Annotated in this window: 14 protein-coding genes; 7 read left to right on the top strand and 7 right to left on the bottom strand. The window is 71.4% G+C overall.

What is annotated here, in order from left to right; translation table 11 throughout:
• The first annotated feature begins 34 nt into the window (after window positions 1–34).
• From H483_RS37285 to H483_RS37270, 4 genes are read left to right on the top strand one after another with little or no spacing between them, the layout of a single operon-like run.
• Window positions 35–1,669 carry a hypothetical protein gene (locus tag H483_RS37285; RefSeq protein ID WP_152428096.1) on the top strand — a complete coding sequence of 545 codons (1,635 nt, stop codon included), beginning with the start codon at window positions 35–37 and terminating at the stop codon, window positions 1,667–1,669.
• On the top strand, window positions 1,666–2,886 hold the full coding sequence (locus H483_RS37280; RefSeq protein WP_238556419.1) for an MFS transporter: 1,221 nt from the start codon (window positions 1,666–1,668) through the stop codon (window positions 2,884–2,886). The genes H483_RS37285 and H483_RS37280 overlap by 4 nt, the downstream gene beginning before the upstream one ends.
• A 41-nt stretch (window positions 2,887–2,927) precedes the next feature.
• On the top strand, window positions 2,928–4,385 hold the full coding sequence (locus H483_RS37275) for a GH1 family beta-glucosidase (protein ID WP_017838503.1): 1,458 nt from the start codon (window positions 2,928–2,930) through the stop codon (window positions 4,383–4,385).
• Complete coding sequence (locus H483_RS37270) at window positions 4,382–6,028, top strand: serine hydrolase (protein ID WP_017838502.1); 1,647 nt, start codon at window positions 4,382–4,384, stop codon at window positions 6,026–6,028. Before H483_RS37275 ends, H483_RS37270 begins: the two co-directional genes overlap by 4 nt.
• Here the strand turns inward: H483_RS37270 and H483_RS37265 are convergent.
• From H483_RS37265 to ppk2, 3 genes are all read right to left on the bottom strand, one after another.
• The gene (locus tag H483_RS37265) at window positions 5,976–7,136 is read right to left on the bottom strand and encodes an AI-2E family transporter (protein WP_017838501.1); all 1,161 of its coding nucleotides are present in this window, start codon (window positions 7,134–7,136) and stop codon (window positions 5,976–5,978) included. The genes H483_RS37270 and H483_RS37265 overlap by 53 nt on opposite strands.
• 53 nt (window positions 7,137–7,189) lie before the next feature.
• Window positions 7,190–8,233, bottom strand: a complete 1,044-nt coding sequence (locus tag H483_RS37260; RefSeq protein ID WP_017838500.1) for an enoyl-CoA hydratase/isomerase family protein — start codon at window positions 8,231–8,233, stop codon at window positions 7,190–7,192.
• A gap of 77 nt (window positions 8,234–8,310) precedes the next feature.
• Entirely contained in the window at window positions 8,311–9,225 is a 915-nt protein-coding gene (gene ppk2, locus H483_RS37255) for a polyphosphate kinase 2 (RefSeq protein WP_017838499.1), read from the bottom strand.
• 134 nt (window positions 9,226–9,359) lie between these two features.
• On the opposite strand from ppk2, the gene H483_RS37250 reads away from it, so the two are divergent.
• The 3 genes from H483_RS37250 to H483_RS37240 all read left to right on the top strand — a co-directional run bounded on the left by H483_RS37250 (window position 9,360) and on the right by H483_RS37240 (window position 12,414).
• Window positions 9,360–10,973: a GMC oxidoreductase gene (locus tag H483_RS37250; protein WP_017838498.1), complete on the top strand. Its 1,614-nt coding sequence runs from the start codon at window positions 9,360–9,362 to the stop codon at window positions 10,971–10,973.
• Between the two features lie 119 nt (window positions 10,974–11,092).
• Entirely contained in the window at window positions 11,093–11,644 is a 552-nt protein-coding gene (locus tag H483_RS37245; RefSeq protein WP_031265370.1) for a TetR/AcrR family transcriptional regulator, read from the top strand.
• A complete protein-coding gene (locus tag H483_RS37240) occupies window positions 11,641–12,414 on the top strand; it encodes an HAD family hydrolase (protein WP_017838496.1) in 774 nt (257 codons plus the stop codon). The genes H483_RS37245 and H483_RS37240 overlap by 4 nt, the downstream gene beginning before the upstream one ends.
• On the opposite strand, the gene H483_RS37235 is transcribed toward H483_RS37240, so the two are convergent.
• The 4 genes from H483_RS37235 to H483_RS37220 are packed head-to-tail and all read right to left on the bottom strand — an operon-like array spanning window position 12,341 to window position 17,262.
• On the bottom strand, window positions 12,341–14,167 hold the full coding sequence (locus H483_RS37235) for an ABC-F family ATP-binding cassette domain-containing protein (RefSeq protein WP_017838495.1): 1,827 nt from the start codon (window positions 14,165–14,167) through the stop codon (window positions 12,341–12,343). The genes H483_RS37240 and H483_RS37235 overlap by 74 nt on opposite strands.
• The gene (locus H483_RS37230) at window positions 14,167–15,159 is read right to left on the bottom strand and encodes a 4-(cytidine 5'-diphospho)-2-C-methyl-D-erythritol kinase (protein WP_017838494.1); all 993 of its coding nucleotides are present in this window, start codon (window positions 15,157–15,159) and stop codon (window positions 14,167–14,169) included. Before H483_RS37230 ends, H483_RS37235 begins: the two co-directional genes overlap by 1 nt.
• Window positions 15,160–15,169: 10 nt before the next feature.
• The gene (gene rsmA, locus H483_RS37225; RefSeq protein WP_042330380.1) at window positions 15,170–16,090 is read right to left on the bottom strand and encodes a 16S rRNA (adenine(1518)-N(6)/adenine(1519)-N(6))-dimethyltransferase RsmA; all 921 of its coding nucleotides are present in this window, start codon (window positions 16,088–16,090) and stop codon (window positions 15,170–15,172) included.
• The gene (locus H483_RS37220) at window positions 16,087–17,262 is read right to left on the bottom strand and encodes a resuscitation-promoting factor (protein WP_017838492.1); all 1,176 of its coding nucleotides are present in this window, start codon (window positions 17,260–17,262) and stop codon (window positions 16,087–16,089) included. Before H483_RS37220 ends, rsmA begins: the two co-directional genes overlap by 4 nt.
• Between the last annotated feature and the right edge of the window lie 6 nt (window positions 17,263–17,268).

Genomic DNA, 17,268 nt, shown 5'->3' with positions numbered 1-17,268 from the left:
CCCACGGCGGGTGCCGTCTGAGAGGGGTACGGCCATGGGAAGCGCCAGTTCGTCCACGAGGTCCACGAGGTCCACGACCACCGGGAGATGGGCGCGCTCGGCGCTGGCTCTGCTCTCGGCTGTCGCGGTGACCGTCCCGCTGGCGGCCGCGCCCGCGCAGGCCGCCACGCCGATCCGGGGGATGGTCGACGCCCACACTCACATCGCCGCCTCCCAGGCGTTCGGCGGCGCCCTGCGGTGCGGTGAGCCGTTCGCCCCCGGCGGGATGGCACAGGCCCTGGCCGACTGCCCCACGCACTCGGACCTCGGCCATTTCTCGCTTCTCGAGTCGGTCCTCGGCGGCACGCCCGTCCCCGGCGGCACACAGGGATACCCCACATTCACACAGTGGCCGGCCTCCAACTCGCAGTTGCACGAGCAGGCCTACTACACCGGTATCGAGCGCGCGTGGCGGGGCGGCCTCCGGGTGCTCAACAACTACCTGGTCGCCAACCGGGTGCTGTGCGAGATGCTCATCGGCTCGCCGTACTCGTGTGACGAGATGGACCAACTCCGTCGTCAGGTCGACTACATGAACCGCATGGAGGCCCACATCGACGCCGAACACGGCGGCCCCGGCCGGGGCTGGTTCCGGATCGCACGGTCTCCCGAGGAGGTCCGGTCGATCGCCGCGCAGGGCAAGCTCGCGGTGACGCTGGGGGTCGAGGCGTCCGAGCCGTTCGGGTGTCGGATGGTCAACGACGTGCCGCTGTGCTCGGCCGAGGACATCGACCGCGGCCTCGACGAATTCGCCTCGTGGGGCGTGTCCACCGTGTTCCCGGTCCACAAGTTCGACAACGCCCTCGGCGGCGCCCGCATGGACGAGGACCTGGCAGGCCTGGCGGTGAATGTGGGCAACAAGATCGGTACCCAGCGATTCTGGGAGACCGAGCCGTGCACCGGCCCCGACGCGGACCACGACCAGCCGATCGCGAGCACCCCGGTCGCGGACGGGCTGTCCGCGCTCACGGCGGGCGCCCCCGCGGGAGCGGCACTTCCCGTGTATCCCGAGGCACCATTGTGCAACGTGCGCGGACTGACCCCGCTCGGCGAGCACGCCGTGCGGGGGATGATGGCGCGCGGCATGGTGATCAACATCGACCACATGAGCGTCAAGACGGCCACGCGGACGCTCGACATCGCCGCGGAGTCGGGGTACACGGGGCTCATCTCCGACCACACCTGGGCCACGCAGGGCATCACGCGCCGCATGCACGAACAGGGCGGGTTCGTGGCCGCCTTCGCGTGGCCCGCCGATGCGACCGAGACCTTCGAGACCGGCTTCCTCGAGGCCTGGCGCGCCAACACGGCCGGCACGACCCGCCCCTGGGCCGGGTACGGCTTCGGATCGGACGTCAACGGTCTGGCGCACCTCGCGGACGCGCGCCCGAGCGCGGCCACCGATCCGCTGGTCTACCCGTTCACCGCGCTCAGCGGCGAGGTGATGGACCGGTGGCGGTTCGGTGACCGCGTCTACGACCTCAACGTCGACGGCGTGGCCCAGTACGGGCTCTACGCGGACTGGGCGGCCGACCTGCTGCACAGGGCCGGACCCGACCGGCCCGAACTGGAGCGTCAGCTCATGGGCGGCGCCGAGGCGTGGACGGCCAACTGGGAACGCGTGCGGTGACCCGACGGGCCGACCGCGTCGGTCCCCTGTGGATCCTGGCGCTCACGCTCGGCGTCGTGGCGGTCTTCGCCTCGTGGTTCGGCCCGCTGCAGATCCTCCTACCCGTTCAGACCGACAGGATCGGTGGCCCGGGCGGTCGAGAGGCGCTGCTCGGGTTGGTGGTGGGCACGGGGGCCGCGGTCGCCCTGGTGGCCAATCCGGTGTGGGGGCTGGTCTCCGACCGGTGCCGCGCGAGGCTCGGCACCCGGATGCCGGTGGTGTATGCGGGCACGGCGATCGGGGTGGCGGGTCAACTGCTGCTCCTGACCTCCGATTCCGGACCGGCCACGGTCGCGGGCTGGGTGCTGGTGCAGCTGGGGTTCAACGGACCGTTCGCGGTGCTGGCCGCCCTGATGGCCGATCGTGTCCCCGAGCAGCAGCGGGGCGTGGTGGGGTCGTTGTTCGGGGTAGGTCAGATCGTCGGGGTGATCAGCGGCGTGGCGGTGGCGGAGTCCGTCGGCGGTGGCACGACCGGGTACCTGGTGCTCGCGGTGCTCACACCCGCGCTGCTCTCGGCGATAGTGGTGGCGGGACGTGCTGCGCCGGTCGTCTCACCCCGTTCCGCGGGAGCCGACATAGACCCGCGACCCCGGATCGCGCTCGCCGACTTCCGTCCGACCCGCGAGTACTGCTGGGCGTGGGCGCTGCGGTTCCTCATGAACCTCACCAACGCGATCCTGCTGATCTATCTGTTCTTCTTCCTGGACGCCGTGGTCGGGGTGCCCGACCCCGGGAACGCGGTCCTCATGATCACCGTCGTCACACTGGTCCTCTCGGCGGTGTGCGCGGCGACGGCGGGGACGTTCTCCGATCGGCTCCACCGCCGCCGAGAGTTCGCCGCCGCCGGGGCGCTGATCACCGCCGGCGGGTTGACCGGTCTCGCGGCGTCCACCACCATGCCCGCCGTGCTGGTCGCCGCGGCCGTACTCGGCGTGGGCTGGGGGCTGTTCATCGCGGTCGACATGGCGATCATCACCGGGTCGCTGGCCACCTCCGGCACCGCGGGCACCCTCCTGGGCATGGCCAACATCGCGACCTCACTGCCGCAGGTGGTCGCCCCCGCGATCGCGGTACCCCTCGTGACCTCCGCCGCCGGGTACCCCGCCCTCTACGGGGCGGGCGCGGGCATCGCCGTCGCCGCCGCCCTGTGCACCCTGCGACTCCGCGGTGTCCGATAGCCCCACCAAATCCGCGAGTCCCACCAGAAAGGACACCTTCCTTGCCGACCCGAGACCCGATCCTGCCCCCCGGTTTCCGCCTGGGCACCGCCACCGCCGCCGCCCAGATCGAGGGCGGGGCCGACGCCGACGGGCGCGGCCCGAGCATCTGGGACACCTTCGCCGCCGAACCGGGCCGGATCCGCGGCGGCGACACCCCGGCCGTGGCGTGCGACCACTACCACCGCCACGCCGAGGACGTCCGCGACCTGGCCGAGCTCGGGGTCGACGACTACCGGTTCTCGATCTCCTGGTCCCGGGTCCTGCCCACCGGGCGCGGGCGGGTCAACGGGCCCGGCCTGGACTTCTACTCGCGGCTCGTCGACGATCTCCTGGCGGCCGGCATCCGACCCGTGCCCACCCTCTACCACTGGGACCTGCCGCAGACCCTGCAGGACGAGGGCGGCTGGTTGCGCCGGGACACCTCCCGGGAACTCGCCGACTACGCCGCGGTGGTGGTCGACGCCCTCGGCGACCGCGTCACCCGCTGGCACACGCTCAACGAGATGAACGTCCACACCCTGTACGGCCACGGGCTCACCGATCACGCGCCGGCCCTCGGGATGGGGCTCGACTGCCTGCCCGTGGCGCACAATCTGCTCCGCGCCCACGGCCTGGCGGTCGAGGCCATCCGGGCCGCCGGGCCCCGGCACGAGGTGGGGGTGGTCCAACAGCACTTCCCCGTCCTCCCCGCGACCGACTCCGCCGAAGACGTCGAGGCCGCCGAGATGTTCCGCATCCTCACCAACTGGCTGTTCTCCGATCCCGTCCTGCGCGGCACCTACCCGGAGGACTGGGTGGCCGAGCTCGTCATGACCTCTGCGGGCCTGACCCCCGACCAGCTCGACCGGGACCTCGCCGTCATCGCCGGGCCCCTAGACCACTACGGCGTCAACTACTACGAACCCACGGTGATCGAGGCCCCGCGCGCCGACACCGACTATTCCGGGGTGCTCGAGGTGGACTTCCCGCAGGACATGCCGTTCCGCCCGGTACGGATCGAGGGCGTCGAGCGGACCGATTTCGACTGGCCGATCGTGCCGTCGGGCCTCACCGACATCCTCGTGTCGCTCCACGAGCGCTATCCGGGGTTGCCGCCGGTCACGGTGACCGAGAACGGGTGTTCCTATCACGACGGCCCGGGGCCGGACGGCGCCGTCCACGACGCGCGGCGGATCGACTTCCTCCGCGCACACCTCGCGGCCGTGGCGAACGCCGTCGACGCGGGCGTGAACGTGGACGGGTACTACGTGTGGTCGGCGATGGACAACTTCGAGTGGGCCGCCGGATACGCCGAGCGCTTCGGCCTGGTCCACGTGGACCACGGCACCCTGGCGCGGACCCGTAAGGATTCCTGGTACTGGTACCGCGACCTGATCGCCGAGCACCGGGAGCGATTGCCCGAGGTGGTCCGACACGACCCTCAGGAGCGCATCCGGCGGTCTAGGCTGGGCGGATGACCACAGCTTCGACCACCGGTCGCCGTCGACCCCTGGGCCTGATCGGCGTGTGCACGGCCCTCGCACTCCTCGGGTCGGCGTGTGGGACACCGTTGGCCACACCCGACCCGGACGCGAGTCCGGCCGCCTACTCGGCGCTCGAGGTCGGCGAGGACCGGATCGACTACGCGGTCGGCAAGGTCACCGACATCGTCGAGGAGGAACTGGAGGCCTCCGGGATCCCGGGCGCGGCCGTCGCCGTGGTGCACGGCGGCGAGGTGGTCCTCGCGGAAGGCTTCGGCGTCCGGGACACCAGCACCGGCGCCGAGGTCGACGCGCAGACCGTCTTCCCACTGGCCTCGATCTCCAAGTCGGTCAGCGCCACCGTGGTGGCCGCGGAGAGCGACGACGGCGAGGTCGACTGGTCCACCCCCGTGAGCCAGTACCTGCCGTGGTTCGAGCTCTCCGATGCCCAGGTGTCGCCCCTCGTCACCGTGGGCGACGTCTTCGCGCACCGCTCGGGGCTGCCCGAACACGCGGGGGACGATCTCGAGGACCTGGGGTATGACCGACCCGCGGTCCTGCATGGTCTGCGGCACCTTCCGCTCACGCCGTTCCGGGCCTCGTACGCGTACACCAACTTCGGACTGACGGCCGGTGCGGAAGCCGTCGCGGTCGCCGCGGGCACGCCCTGGGCCGAGTTGAGCCGTGAGCGGATCTTCCGGCCCCTCGGGATGGGCGACACCTCGTTCTCCCACGATGAGCTGATCGAGCGGGACAACCGGGCCGTCGGCCACGTCAGGAGCGACGCGGGCGAGGCGAACGGCGACTGGGTGCCGGCCGATCCCCAACGCGATCCCGACGCGCAGGCCCCGGCGGGTGGCCTGAGTTCGTCGGTGACCGACATGGCCGCGTGGATGGCCATGGTGTTGGACGACGGCAGGGCGCCGGACGGCTCCCAGGTGGTGCCCGTCGAGGCCCTGAGGGAGGCCCTCACCCCGCAGATCGTGTCCTCGCCCCCGCAGGCCGCGGCCGACCGTCCCGGCGGCTACGGGTACGGCTTCAACATCAGCACCAGCTCCTCGGGCCGCGTCCAGTGGAGCCATTCCGGGGCGTTCGCTCTCGGCGCGGGCACGGCGATGCTCATGATGCCCTCGCTGGACCTCGGGATCATCACGGTGACCAACGCCTCGCCCAGCGGCGTGGCGGAGACGATCAATGCCCGGTTCGCCGACTACGCCCAGTACGGCGACCCCACGCTGGACTGGCGGGAGCTGTTCGGCCAGGCATTCGCCCCACTTCTCGATCCCGTGGGGGACCTGGTGGGCGCGCGGCGACCCGCCGCCCCTTTGCCCTCGCCGGACCCGGCCGAGCTGACGGGGACCTACCGCAACGACTACTTCGGGGAGCTCGAGGTGCGGCAGTCGCAGGACGGGCTGGAGGTGATCGTGGGCCGCGGGACCGCGGCCTGGCCGCTCGAGCCCTGGGACGGCGGGACGTTCGCCGTCGAACCGCGGAGTGAGAACTGGCCACCGGGGTCGCGGGGTTCGGTGACGTTCGACGACGACGAGGTCACCGTCGATCTCCTCGACCGCGACGGTCTCGGGACCTTCACCCGAGCTCCGGCAGAGGACGACCCCGCCGAGGGCGATCCCGGCGACTGACGCGCCGTCTGTCGCGTCTGGCGTCGGCGTCGGGGGTGGTCAGAAACGTCGAGAGCCACCTCATCCGCGGATCGGCGTCCACCAGGAAGGCCTTGACCACGAGCGTCAACGGCACCGCCAGGATCGCGCCCAACGCGCCGGCCACCGAGGTCCAGAACACCAGCGAGAGGAACGTCACGGTGGGGGTGAGCCCCACGGCGTCGCCGGTGAACTTGGGCTGGATGAAGCTCTGGATGACCAGGTTGACCACGCAGTAGATCACCACCACCCAGATGGCGTCGACCGGTCCCCCGGTCAGGAGTGCGAACAGCGCGGGCGGCACGAGGCCCAGCACGAAGCCGATGTTGGGGATGTAGTTGGTGACGAAGGCGAGTACGCCCCACACCACGGCGAGCGGCACGCCGATGATCATCAGCGCCACGGTGTCGATGATCGCGACGATGAGACCGAAGATCGTCGAGACGATCCAGTACGACTTCACGCCGTCGGTGAAGGAGCTGAGGGCGTCGGCAAGCCGGGGCCGCTGACGGACGATCACGGCTCGCCGACGGGTGACGCCCGGGACGTCGAACACCAGGAAGGTCAGCGCGATCACCAGGACGGTGAGCTGGCCCCCCGCCGAGGACACCTGCCCCGCCACGTTCTGGACCGTCCCGATGATCGTGCCGGGGTCCACGCCCGCCAGGCTCGACGAGACCTGATCCTGGCTGACCCCGAACCGGCCGAGGAACTCGATGATCTGGCCGTAGAGCTCGACGAACCTGTCCTGATACTGCGGGATCTCCTCGGCGGCGATCCACAGCGCCCACACGAGCATCCCCACCAGCGCGGCCAGCAGGAGGTAGAGCACCAGCAGGACGATGATCATCCCACCCCACCGTGGCAGGCCGGCCCGCTCCAGGCGCCGCTGCAGCGGCTGGGCGGCGATCACCAGGTTGAGGGCGAGGAAGGCCGGCATGACCATGGCCGCGTGCTGGGAGATCCCCCAGACCACCGCGAACGCCGCGGCCAGCGACACCACCGTGACGCCCGCGATTCCCCACCCCCTGGGCTCCTCGTGCGGGGCAGGCGCCTCGGGTTCGCGCACGTCGTCGCCAGTGGTCGTCATGGCCCCTCCTCGACCCGCGCCCAGCGCGCCGGACGCGGATCAGAGTAGCCCTGTCAGCCCCCGTTCAGCGCCGAACGGATGGCGTCGACGTCGACGTCGTCGAGGTCGGCCGGATCCCACGTGGGATCGCGGTCCTTGTCGATCACCACGGCCCGCACTCCCTCGATGAAGTCCGGACGGGCGGTGATCCATCCGCCCAGCTCCAGCTCGTTGTCGAGGCATTCGCGGAGATCGCCCGCGGCGGCGCCGGCGCGGAGCAGCTCGATGGTGGCGACGACGGACGTCGGGCAGTGGGACCGCAGCATCCCTAGGGTCGCGGTGGCCCACTCGTCCTGCGGGCCGGACTCCAGGGCGTCGACCATCTCCTGCGCGGTGCCGCGGCCGAAGACGTCCTCGATCCGGTCGATGTGCTGCTCGACCGCGGACTCCCCCGCCGCCGCGTGCTCGAGGCCGTGTCGCTCGAGGGCGGCGTCGAGGCCGTCGGATCCGATGGCGGCGACGAAGGCGTCGCGGTCGGCGTCGTCGATCAGATGGGTGGCCAGACCCGTGTAGAGGGCGTCGGCGGAATTCATCCGGACCCCGGTGGTGCCGAGGTAGATCCCCACCGCCAGACCGCGGGTCCCGCCGCCGCACAGCCGGGGGAGGAAGTGACTGGCGCCGACGTCGGGGACGAACCCGATCGCCGTCTCGGGCATAGCCATCATGACCTTGGTGGTGACCACGCGATGCGAACCGTTGATGGAGATCCCGAGGCCGCCGCCCATCGCGACGCCGTGGATCACCGCGACCGTGGGCACCCGGTGGGTGTGGTACGCGAGGTCCATCGCGTACTCCTCGGAGAAGAACTCCCGGTTGGTCTGGTGCTCCCCGGCGGCCGCGGCGTCGCGCAGGGCGCGGATGTCGCCGCCCGCGCAGAACGCCTTCTCCGAGGTGCTCGTGGTGACGACGGCTTCCACGCCCGAGTCCTGCGAGGCGGCGTCCAGGGCGGAGTGCAGGGCCCGGCACATGGGCAGGTCGAGGGAGTTCAGGGCCTTGGGGCGGTCCAGGACGATGTGCTGCATCCGGCCTTCTCGCCGGGTGGTGACGAATTCGCTCATGCCCCCAGTGTGTCAGGCCGGTCACCCGACGTCGCCGGGATACTAGGAATTCCTACCTAGGTCGCCCCCGCCTCGCCTCAGAGCAACTCCGATGCTACGTCCGGGACGTACTTGAACTCCTCGCGCGGCGGCCGCTCGTAGTTGGCACCCTCGGGTCGCTCCGGGATCTCGAAGGTCGGCGGCTCCAGCTTCTCCCACGGGACGGTGGAGAGCAGGTGGGAGATCACGTTGATCCGCGACCGCTTCTTGTCCTCGGACTCGACCGTGTACCAGGGCGCCTCCGGGATGTCGGTGTGGATGAACATCTCGTCCTTGGCCCGGCTGTAGGCCTCCCACCGGTTGATCGACTCCAGGTCCATCGGCGAGAGCTTCCACCGGCGCATGGGATCGTCGTGCCGGGAGCGGAACCGGCGCTCCTGCTCCTCGTCCGACACGGAGAACCAGTACTTGCGCAGCATGATCCCGTCCTCCACGAGCAGGCGCTCGAAGATCGGCGCCTGGTGCAGGAAACGGCGGTACTCGTCGGTCGTACAGAAGCCCATCACGCGCTCCACGCCGGCCCGGTTGTACCAGGAGCGGTCGAAGATCACGATCTCACCGGCTGCCGGCAGGTGCTCGACGTAGCGCTGGAAGTACCACTGCGTCTTGTGCACCTCGGTCGGCGCGGGCAGTGCGACCACGCGGGCGAACCGAGGGTTGAGGTACTGGGTGATCCGCTTGATCGCCGACCCTTTTCCTGCGGCGTCGCGGCCCTCGAACACCACCACGAGCCGGTTGCCCGTCTCCTTGAGCCAGGCCTGCATCTCCACGAGCTCGGCCTGCAAGCGCTCCAGCTCGGCCTCGTAGGCCTTCTTGGGCAGCTTCTCGAGCCCGCTGGGGAGCAGGTTCTTGGTGCTCGACCTCTTACCCGCCGCGTCCTTACCCGCCGAGCCCGAGGCGGCCTTGGGGCGAGCCTTCTTGGCGTCCTTCTTGCCGTTCTTCTCACCGCTCATTCCACCGATAGTACGACCGCGGGGGGCGCGCCGGGCCCGGAGGATGAACTTGACAGTCATGGAGGGTTCTGTCTAGTTTTCTGCGAGGGTGACACACGTCACCTCTCCACTCGCGTTCCTGACGGTAAGGCGACATGACGACTCTCACCCGCCGAGGGTTCCTCGGCTCACTCGCCGCCGCCGGGGTTGCAGCACTCGTGGCCGACCCCCTCGCCGCCGGCCAGGTGACCGACCCCGCGAACCCCGCACCCGCAGGCCCCGGACGAATCCCCCACGAGGTGCAGGACCACCGGGTCCTCGTGGTGGGCAGCGGGTTCGGTGGCGGCGTCGCGGCACTCCGGCTCGCCCAGGCGGGCGTCCCCGTCGTCGTCATGGAACGAGGTCGCCGCTGGCCCACCGGCCCCGACTCGACCACCTACCCCAGCGTCAGCGCCCCCGACGAGCGCATCCTGTGGTTCCGCTCCGCACCCGAGGTCTTCGGCCGTCCCGTGGACCTGCCGCGCTACACCGGACTGCTCGACGCCTCCGTGGGCGAGAACATGACCTCCGTGTGCGCCACCGGCGTCGGAGGCGGGTCCCTCATCTACCAGGGCATGTCGCTCCAGCCCAGCGAGGAGTTGTTCCAGACCTGGTTCCCGGGCGGGATCGACTGGCGCGAGATGGAGCGGGAGTACTTCCCCCGGGTCTCCCGGATGCTCCGCCTGGCCGAGGCCCCGGACGAACTCATCGACTCCCCCCGGTACGCGGCTGCCCGCGTCTTCGCCCAGCGGGTCCGGGCCGCCGGTCTGCCCCTGCGCAAGATCCCCATGCCCATCGACTGGGACTACGCGCTGGCCGAGCTGCGCGGCGAGATGCGGCCCTCCTACACCGACAGCTCGGGCGCGCTCGGCGTCAACAACGGCGGCAAGCACACCGTCGACGTGACGTACCTCGCCGACGCCGAGGCCACGGGACTCGTCGACGTCCGACCGCTGCACGACGTCCGCGCCATGCGGCGGCTGCCCGACGGACGCTGGGAGCTGGACGTCGAGGTCCTCGACACCGCCGGACGTCTCCTCAAGACGCTGGCGATGCGCGCACCCGCGGTCATGCTGGGTGCCGGGTCGGTGGGCACCTCCACACTGCTCACCCGAGCCTCCGCCACCGGCACGCTCACCGACCTCCCCGACGCCGTCGGCAGCGGCTGGGGCACCAACGCCGACCGGATCTACACCTGGACCGACCCCACCGCCGGATTCGGCGCCGTCCAGGGCGGGCCGGTGATCTACGGCAGCCTCAACTGGTCGGACCCCACCACCGCGCACACCCTCATCCAGGCGTCGATCCCCGCGTTCGGTACGGATGTGCACACCACGATGATGGTCGGGTACGGGGTGAGCGCCGACCGCGGCCGGATCGTCTACGACTCAGCGCAGGACCGCGGCGTCATCCGCTGGCCGGCGGCAGGCGACGCGGGCATCCTGCGCGGTCACATCGAGCCCACCGCCCGCGCCATCATCGGTCCGACCGGCCACCTCACCGACACCAACGCCATCGTCAATTCCACCTGGCACCCGCTCGGCGGCGCGGCCATGGAGCAGGTCTGCGACCTCGACGGGCGGGTCCTGGGCCAGCGGGGCCTGTACGTCGTCGACGGGGCCCTCATCCCGGGCACCACCGCCGCCTGCAATCCGTCACTGACCATCGCGGCGATCGCCGAGCGCGCCCTCGACCGGATCGTCCGCCACGATGTGGGCGCGATCTTCTGAGGAGGCAGTGGTCGAGGCCGTTCGAGCGAGCAGCGGGCGAGGCCTTCCGGAAGCATGTGCACACCGTCATCAGCCTGGAATGCCCGGAACCGGTGGCGGCCACCGGGATAATGGATGGTGTGAGGTCCCGCGAGAACATCCTCGACGCCACCCGCCGCGTGATCGGCGAGGTGGGCTTCGAGGGCGTCAACATCGCTGTGGTGGCCAAGCGGGCCGGGGTGAGTCGACAGACCGTGTACTCGATCTTCGGCACCCGTGAGGAACTCGTCAGCGAGACGATAACCCATCAGCTCACCGCACTCCTCGGGGCCTACGAGTCGCTCATCGACTCGGCGGACTCGCTGCTCGAACTCCTGGTGGAGATGGTGATCGTGTCCCGGAGCAGGATCCTCGGCGACCCGCTCCTCCACGCGCTGACGCTCTCCGGCGAGGGCAACCCGATCCACCATCCCGGAGCCACCGACAGATCCCTCGGCTACACAGCTCAGCTGTTGAGACCGGCGCTGGAGCGATTCCCCGAGTACGCCGACAGAATCGACTTCCTCGCCGACGTCGGCGTCCACATCGGCTGGTCGGTGATCGTGCTCGACCATCCCGACTCCCGCTCCGACGCCGAGCTCCGGGCCTTCCTCACCGCCTGGCTGGCGCCGCTGTTCACCTCGTCGTCGTGAGCACCCGGCTGGTCCTGTGGGACCTCGACCTCACTCTGCTCGACCCCGCCGGGTTCGGTTCGCGGATGATCGGGCCCGCTCTCGCCGAGATGGTGGGTCGGGAGCCGATCATGGGCACTTCCTTCGCCGGACGGACGGACCGCGCGATCTGCACCGACCTGCTCGCGAGAAACGGTGTCGAGCCGCGCGACGAGCTCGTCAGCCGCCTCCTCCACGCAGTCGCCGAGAGGTGCGAGACCCACGGTCAGGATCTGCTCGACGCGGGCGGCGGTCCTCTACCGGGCGCGCACGAGGCGGTGCGGGCCCTCGCCTCCGTGGCCGGGGTGCGCCAGGGGATCGTCACCGGCAACATGCGGCGGACGGCGCTGCTCAAGCTCCGGTTGTGCGGTTTCGACGGCCTGCCGGATCCTCGGTTGGGCGCGTTCGGTGATCACCACGCCGACCGCGCCGACCTCGTGCGCGGGGCGATCGCCACGGCCCGCGACCTCGGGCTCGACGTCTCCGCCGGCACCACTGTGGTGATCGGGGACCACGTCCACGACGTGCGCGGGGCACTCGATGCGGGCGCACACTGCGTCGCGGTCGCCACCGGCCGGGTCACCGCTGACGAGTTGCGCGCGGCCGGAGCCCACGCCGTCCTGCCCGACCTCACGGACGTGGAGTCCCTTCGCGAGGCTCTATCCGTCGGTCTGCGGGTCAGCCCTCTATCTGCTCGCCGATCTCCATCCAGCGTTCCTCGAGCTGCTCCTTCTCCGCCGTCACCTCTTTGAGATCGCGGTCGAGGGAGGCGAGCTTCTCCGTGTCGAGAGCTTCTCCTGCGGCCGCGGTGAGGGCCTCGTGAAGGGCGGCCTGTCGCGTGTCGAGCTTGAGCATCTGGCGCTCGATCTTGGACATCTCCTTGCGCAGCGCCCGCTCCTCGCCCGAGCTGAGACCGGACCCGGCGGGCGCAGCGGACGCCGAGCCTGCACCGGACCCGGAGCCCGCCTCGCGCAGGACCTTGCCCGAGTCGCCCGCCGCCCCGGCGCGGGCGCGGCGCTCGAGGTACTCGTCGATCCCCCGCGGAAGGTTGGTGAGCCCGCCGTCGCCGAACAGGGCCCACACCGAGTCACAGATTCGCTCGACGAGGTAGCGGTCGTGGGAGATCACGACCATCGTGCCGGGCCAGCCGTCGAGCAGGTCCTCGAGCTGGCGGAGCGTGTCGATGTCGAGGTCGTTGGTGGGCTCGTCGAGCAACAGCACGTTGGGCTCGTCCATGAGCACCCGAGTGAGCTGCAGTCGCCGCCGCTCGCCGCCGGAGAGGTCCCCGACCGGCGTGCGCTGGCGGGCCGGGGTGAAGCCGAGACGCTCGGCCAGCTGGGAAGCGCTCAGCTCGATGTCACCGAACGCGACGCGTGCGGCCACGTCCTCTATGGCCTCGAGCACCCGCTGATCCAGCGGCAGATCGTCGAGCTCCTGCTTGAGCCACCCGATGCGGACGGTCTTGCCCTCCTTGCGGCGGCCGGCGGCGAGCGGGGCCTCACCGGCGAGGGCGCGCAACAGGGTCGTCTTGCCGGAACCGTTGACACCGACCAGGCCGAGTCGCTCACCGGGGGCCAGACGCCAGGTCAGGTCCTCGACGAGGGTGCGGCCGTCGGGGGCGTCGAGACGGGCCTCCTCGAGCTCGATCACCACCTTGCCGAGCCTCCGGGCCGCGAAGCTCGACAGGCGTAGGGAGTCCCGGGGCGGCGGCACGTCCTTGATCAGCGCCTCCGCGGCCTCGATGCGGTACCGCGGCTTGGAGGTCCGCGCCGGTGCGCCGCGGCGCAGCCAGGCGAGCTCCTTGCGCATGAGGTTCTGCCGGCGGGACTCGGAGGCGGCGGCCTGACGGTCCCGCTCGGCGCGGGCGAAGACCCAGTCGTTGTACCCGCCCTCGAACTGCTCGACCCGGCCGTCGACAACCTCCCAGGTGTGGGTGGCGACGGTGTCGAGGAACCACCGGTCGTGGGTGACCACGACGAGGGCGGAGGACCGCGAGCGGAGGTGATCGGCGAGCCACTGCACCCCTTCGACATCGAGGTGGTTGGTCGGCTCGTCCAGTACCAGCAGGTCCAGGTCCTGGACCAGCGCGGCGGCGAGTGAGACCCGCCGCCGCTCGCCGCCGGACAGGTCCCCCACCGCGGTGTCCAGGCCCAGGTCGTGGATGCCGATCCCGTCGAGCACGGCGCGGATCCTCGCATCCCCCGCCCACTCGTGCGTGGCCACGCCCAGACCGCCGAGCACGGCCTCGCCCACGGTGTCGGCGGCCAGCTCGGTCCGCTGGGTCACCACGGCCAGTCGCAGGCCGCTCACGCGCGAGACCCGCCCGGTGTCCGGCTCGGCCACGCCGGTGAGGATCTCGAGAAGCGTGGTCTTGCCGCCGCCGTTCAGACCGACCACGCCGATGCGGTCGCCGGCATTGACGCCCAGGGAGACGTCGTCGAGCACCTGTCGGATCCCGAAGGACACCGACCCCTGCTCGAGGTTGATGAGGTTGGTGGGGGCCATTACTGCTCCGGTGTCTGTTGCGGGTTGTCTATGACGTGGGCGCCGGCGACGGGGCCGCGGGTGAGTCGGACCTCGCGCGCGACGCCGGTCTCGCTCACCTCGGTGGCCACCGCGATCGCCTGCTCGCGGTGGGCGCAGAAGAACAGGCAGGTGGGGCCGGAGCCGGAGACCATACCGTGCAGGGCACCCGCCTCGGCTCCGGCCCGGAGAGTCTTGCGCAGGGCCGGCATCAGCGAGAGGGCGGCGGGTTCGAGGTCGTTGGCGAGGTTTCCCGCCACACCCGCCGGGTCGTCGCCGGCGAGCGCCTCGACCAGTGCGTCGACGCTTCCTGCCCGGGGCAGTTCGCGGCCGGTGCCTCCCTCCGCGCGCAGCCGGTCGAGCTCGGCGAAGACCACCGGGGTGGACAGGCCGCCGTCGGCGAGGGCCACCACGATGTGCTGTTCGGCCCGGGCGTGCAGCAGCGGGGCGAGCTTCTCCCCCCGGCCGGTGCCGAGCGCCGTGCCGCCGCGGAGGCAGAACGGCACGTCGCTGCCCAGGCGGGCGGCCAGTGACTCGAGCGCCGCCCGCCCCAGTCCCAGTCCCAGCAGTCGGTCCGTGGCCACGAGCGCGGCCGCGGCGTCCGCGCTCCCGCCCGCCATCCCGCCGGCCACGGGGACGCCCTTGACGATCCTGATCGACAACCGCGCATCGACCCCGGCCTCGCCGCGGAGCAGGTCGACCGCCCTGGCGGCGAGGTTGCTCCGGTCCGTGGGCACCTGGTCCGCACCGGGCCCGGAGACGATCACCTCGCCGTCACTGTCGTCGCCAGCGCCGTCGCCGTCGACCAGCGCGACCGTGACCTGTTCCCACAAGTCCACGGCCCGATACACGGTGAGCAGGTCGTGGAATCCGTCCGCGCGCAGATCACCGACCCCCAGGTGGAGGTTGATCTTGGCGGGGGCGACGGCCGTCACGGCGCGCGCGCCGGCGGGGGTGGAGACGTCACGAGGCACGCCGACCAGCCTACGGCTCGCGGTGGGCCGGCCCTATCCCGAGCCGCCCGGCGGCCTCGGCGATGCGCACGTAGTCGGCGGTCGTGAGTTGCTCCCCACGTGTCCTGGGGTCCAAGCCCGCCTCGACGAGCGCAAGTTCGGCCTGTGCGGCGGACCCGGCCCAACCGGCCAGCGCCGCGCGCAGGGTCTTCCGCCGTTGCGCGAAGGCGGCGTCGGCCACCGCGAACACCCGCGTGCGGTGCGCCTGGCCCAGGTCCCACGGCGGGTTATCGTATGCGTCGATCCGCACCAGCCCCGACTCGACGTTGGGCACGGGCCAGAACACGTTGCGCCCGACGGTCCCGACGCGCCTGACGGTGCCGAAAAACCCGGCCTTGACGCTCGGGACGCCGTAGACGCGGGACCCGGGGGCGGCGGCCAGCCGGTCGGCCACCTCGAGTTGCACCATCACCAGCGCGGTCCGCAGCGTCGGCACCTCGGCCAACAGGTGCAGCAGGACGGGGACGGAGACGTTGTACGGCAGGTTGGCCACGAGGGCGGTCGGCCGGGGTTCACCGAGATCGGTGCCGCGCACGGCCAGCGCGTCGGCCGTCACGACGGTGAGGTTCCCGGCGAGCTCCGGGGCGCGCTCGGCGACGGTGGTGGGCAGCCGCCCGGCAAGGAGGGGGTCGATCTCGATCGCCACCACGCGCCCCGCGGCATCGAGTAGCGGGAGCGTCAGCGAGCCGAGCCCTGGACCCACCTCGACGACGGTGTCGCCGCGCCCCACCCCGGAGACGGTGACGATGCGCCGGACCGTGTTGGCGTCGTGGACGAAGTTCTGCCCCTTGGACTTGGTGGGCTTGAGGTCCAGCTCCTCGGCGAGCGCGCGCACCTCGTGGGGGCCGAGCGGGTCGGCCACGCCACGGAAGGTCGCGTCCGTACCGGTCAGCGCAGGCCCAGCTTCGAGGTGCAGGCGGGCCAGGCGCCCCAGCCCTGCGACGCGCGGACCTTCTCGGCGATCGCGATCTGCTGCTCCCGCGTGGCCAGGTGGGCGCTGGGGGCGTACTGGCCGCCACCGTGACCGGTCCACGTGCTGGGGGCGAACTGCAGGCCGCCGGAGTAGCCGTTGCCGGTGTTGATGCTCCAGTTGCCGTTCGATTCGCACTGGGCGATCGAGTCCCACACCCCGCCGTTCGAGACCGCGGGAGCCGAGGGGCGGGGCTTGGTGCCCACCCGGACGACCGCGGCACGGGGCTCGGTGAGGACCTTCTCCTCGCCGCGGGCGCGTTCGGTCTCGACGCCGTTGACCCGGGTCACGGTGTACCGGACCTCGCGCTCACCGGGGGCTCCGGGCTCGACCACGGTCCGCTCGCCCTCGGTCGCCTCGGGATCGTCCGTGGCCTGCTCGGGGACGTCGAACGGCTCGACCACTGTCTCCTCGGCGGTGGTCACGCGGGTCACGGTGACCTCGGTGCCGGGGGTGGCGGGGGCGTCGGCGGGAGGCTCGACCGTGTCGAGCGGTCCGAGGGTGACGCCGGCCCGCTCGAGGTACTCACCGACGGTGTCGCCGGGTGAGGAGAGCGGGGCGGCGGGGGCGCCGTTGTCCGAAAGCAGCAGCTCGCGGGGGGTCACCACGGAGATCTCGGCGCCGTCGAGGGGCACCTCGGCGTCGATGCGGGGGCTGACGTAGCTGCGGGGCGGGACGTCGTCCCGATCGGCGATCAGCTCGGCGACCGTGGTGGCGGTGGTCCACACCTGCTCGCTGCTCCCGTCCACCTCCACGGTCACGGGGCGGGCACGGAGCAGGGTCACGGTGTCGCCGTCGTCGATCCGGTCTCCGGGAGCGACCACCACGTCCCGCTCGTCGACGCTGTACCCGGCGCCCTCGATCGCCGCGCGTACGTCGGACTTGAAGGTGACCAGTTCGATCGGTGCGCCGTCCACCTCGAGGGTGAACGCGGTGCGCTGCTCCAGCGCGGCGACGCCGCCGACGACGAGGGTCGAGAGCATGCCGGCCACGGACAGCCGCAGCATGGTGGAGCGCGACCTGTGGATCCGGTGGAGCGGGGCCAGGACGCCTTTCGCGCCCGTGGGGGTCTCGGTCCGTGAATCGTCAACCACTGGTCA

It is taken from the genome of Dietzia sp. UCD-THP, from assembly GCF_000349585.1.
Classification (GTDB): Bacteria; Actinomycetota; Actinomycetes; order Mycobacteriales; family Mycobacteriaceae; genus Dietzia; species Dietzia natronolimnaea_A.
Note: the sequence above shows the minus strand (reverse complement) of the source record. Positions and strands in the feature narration are given on the sequence as shown.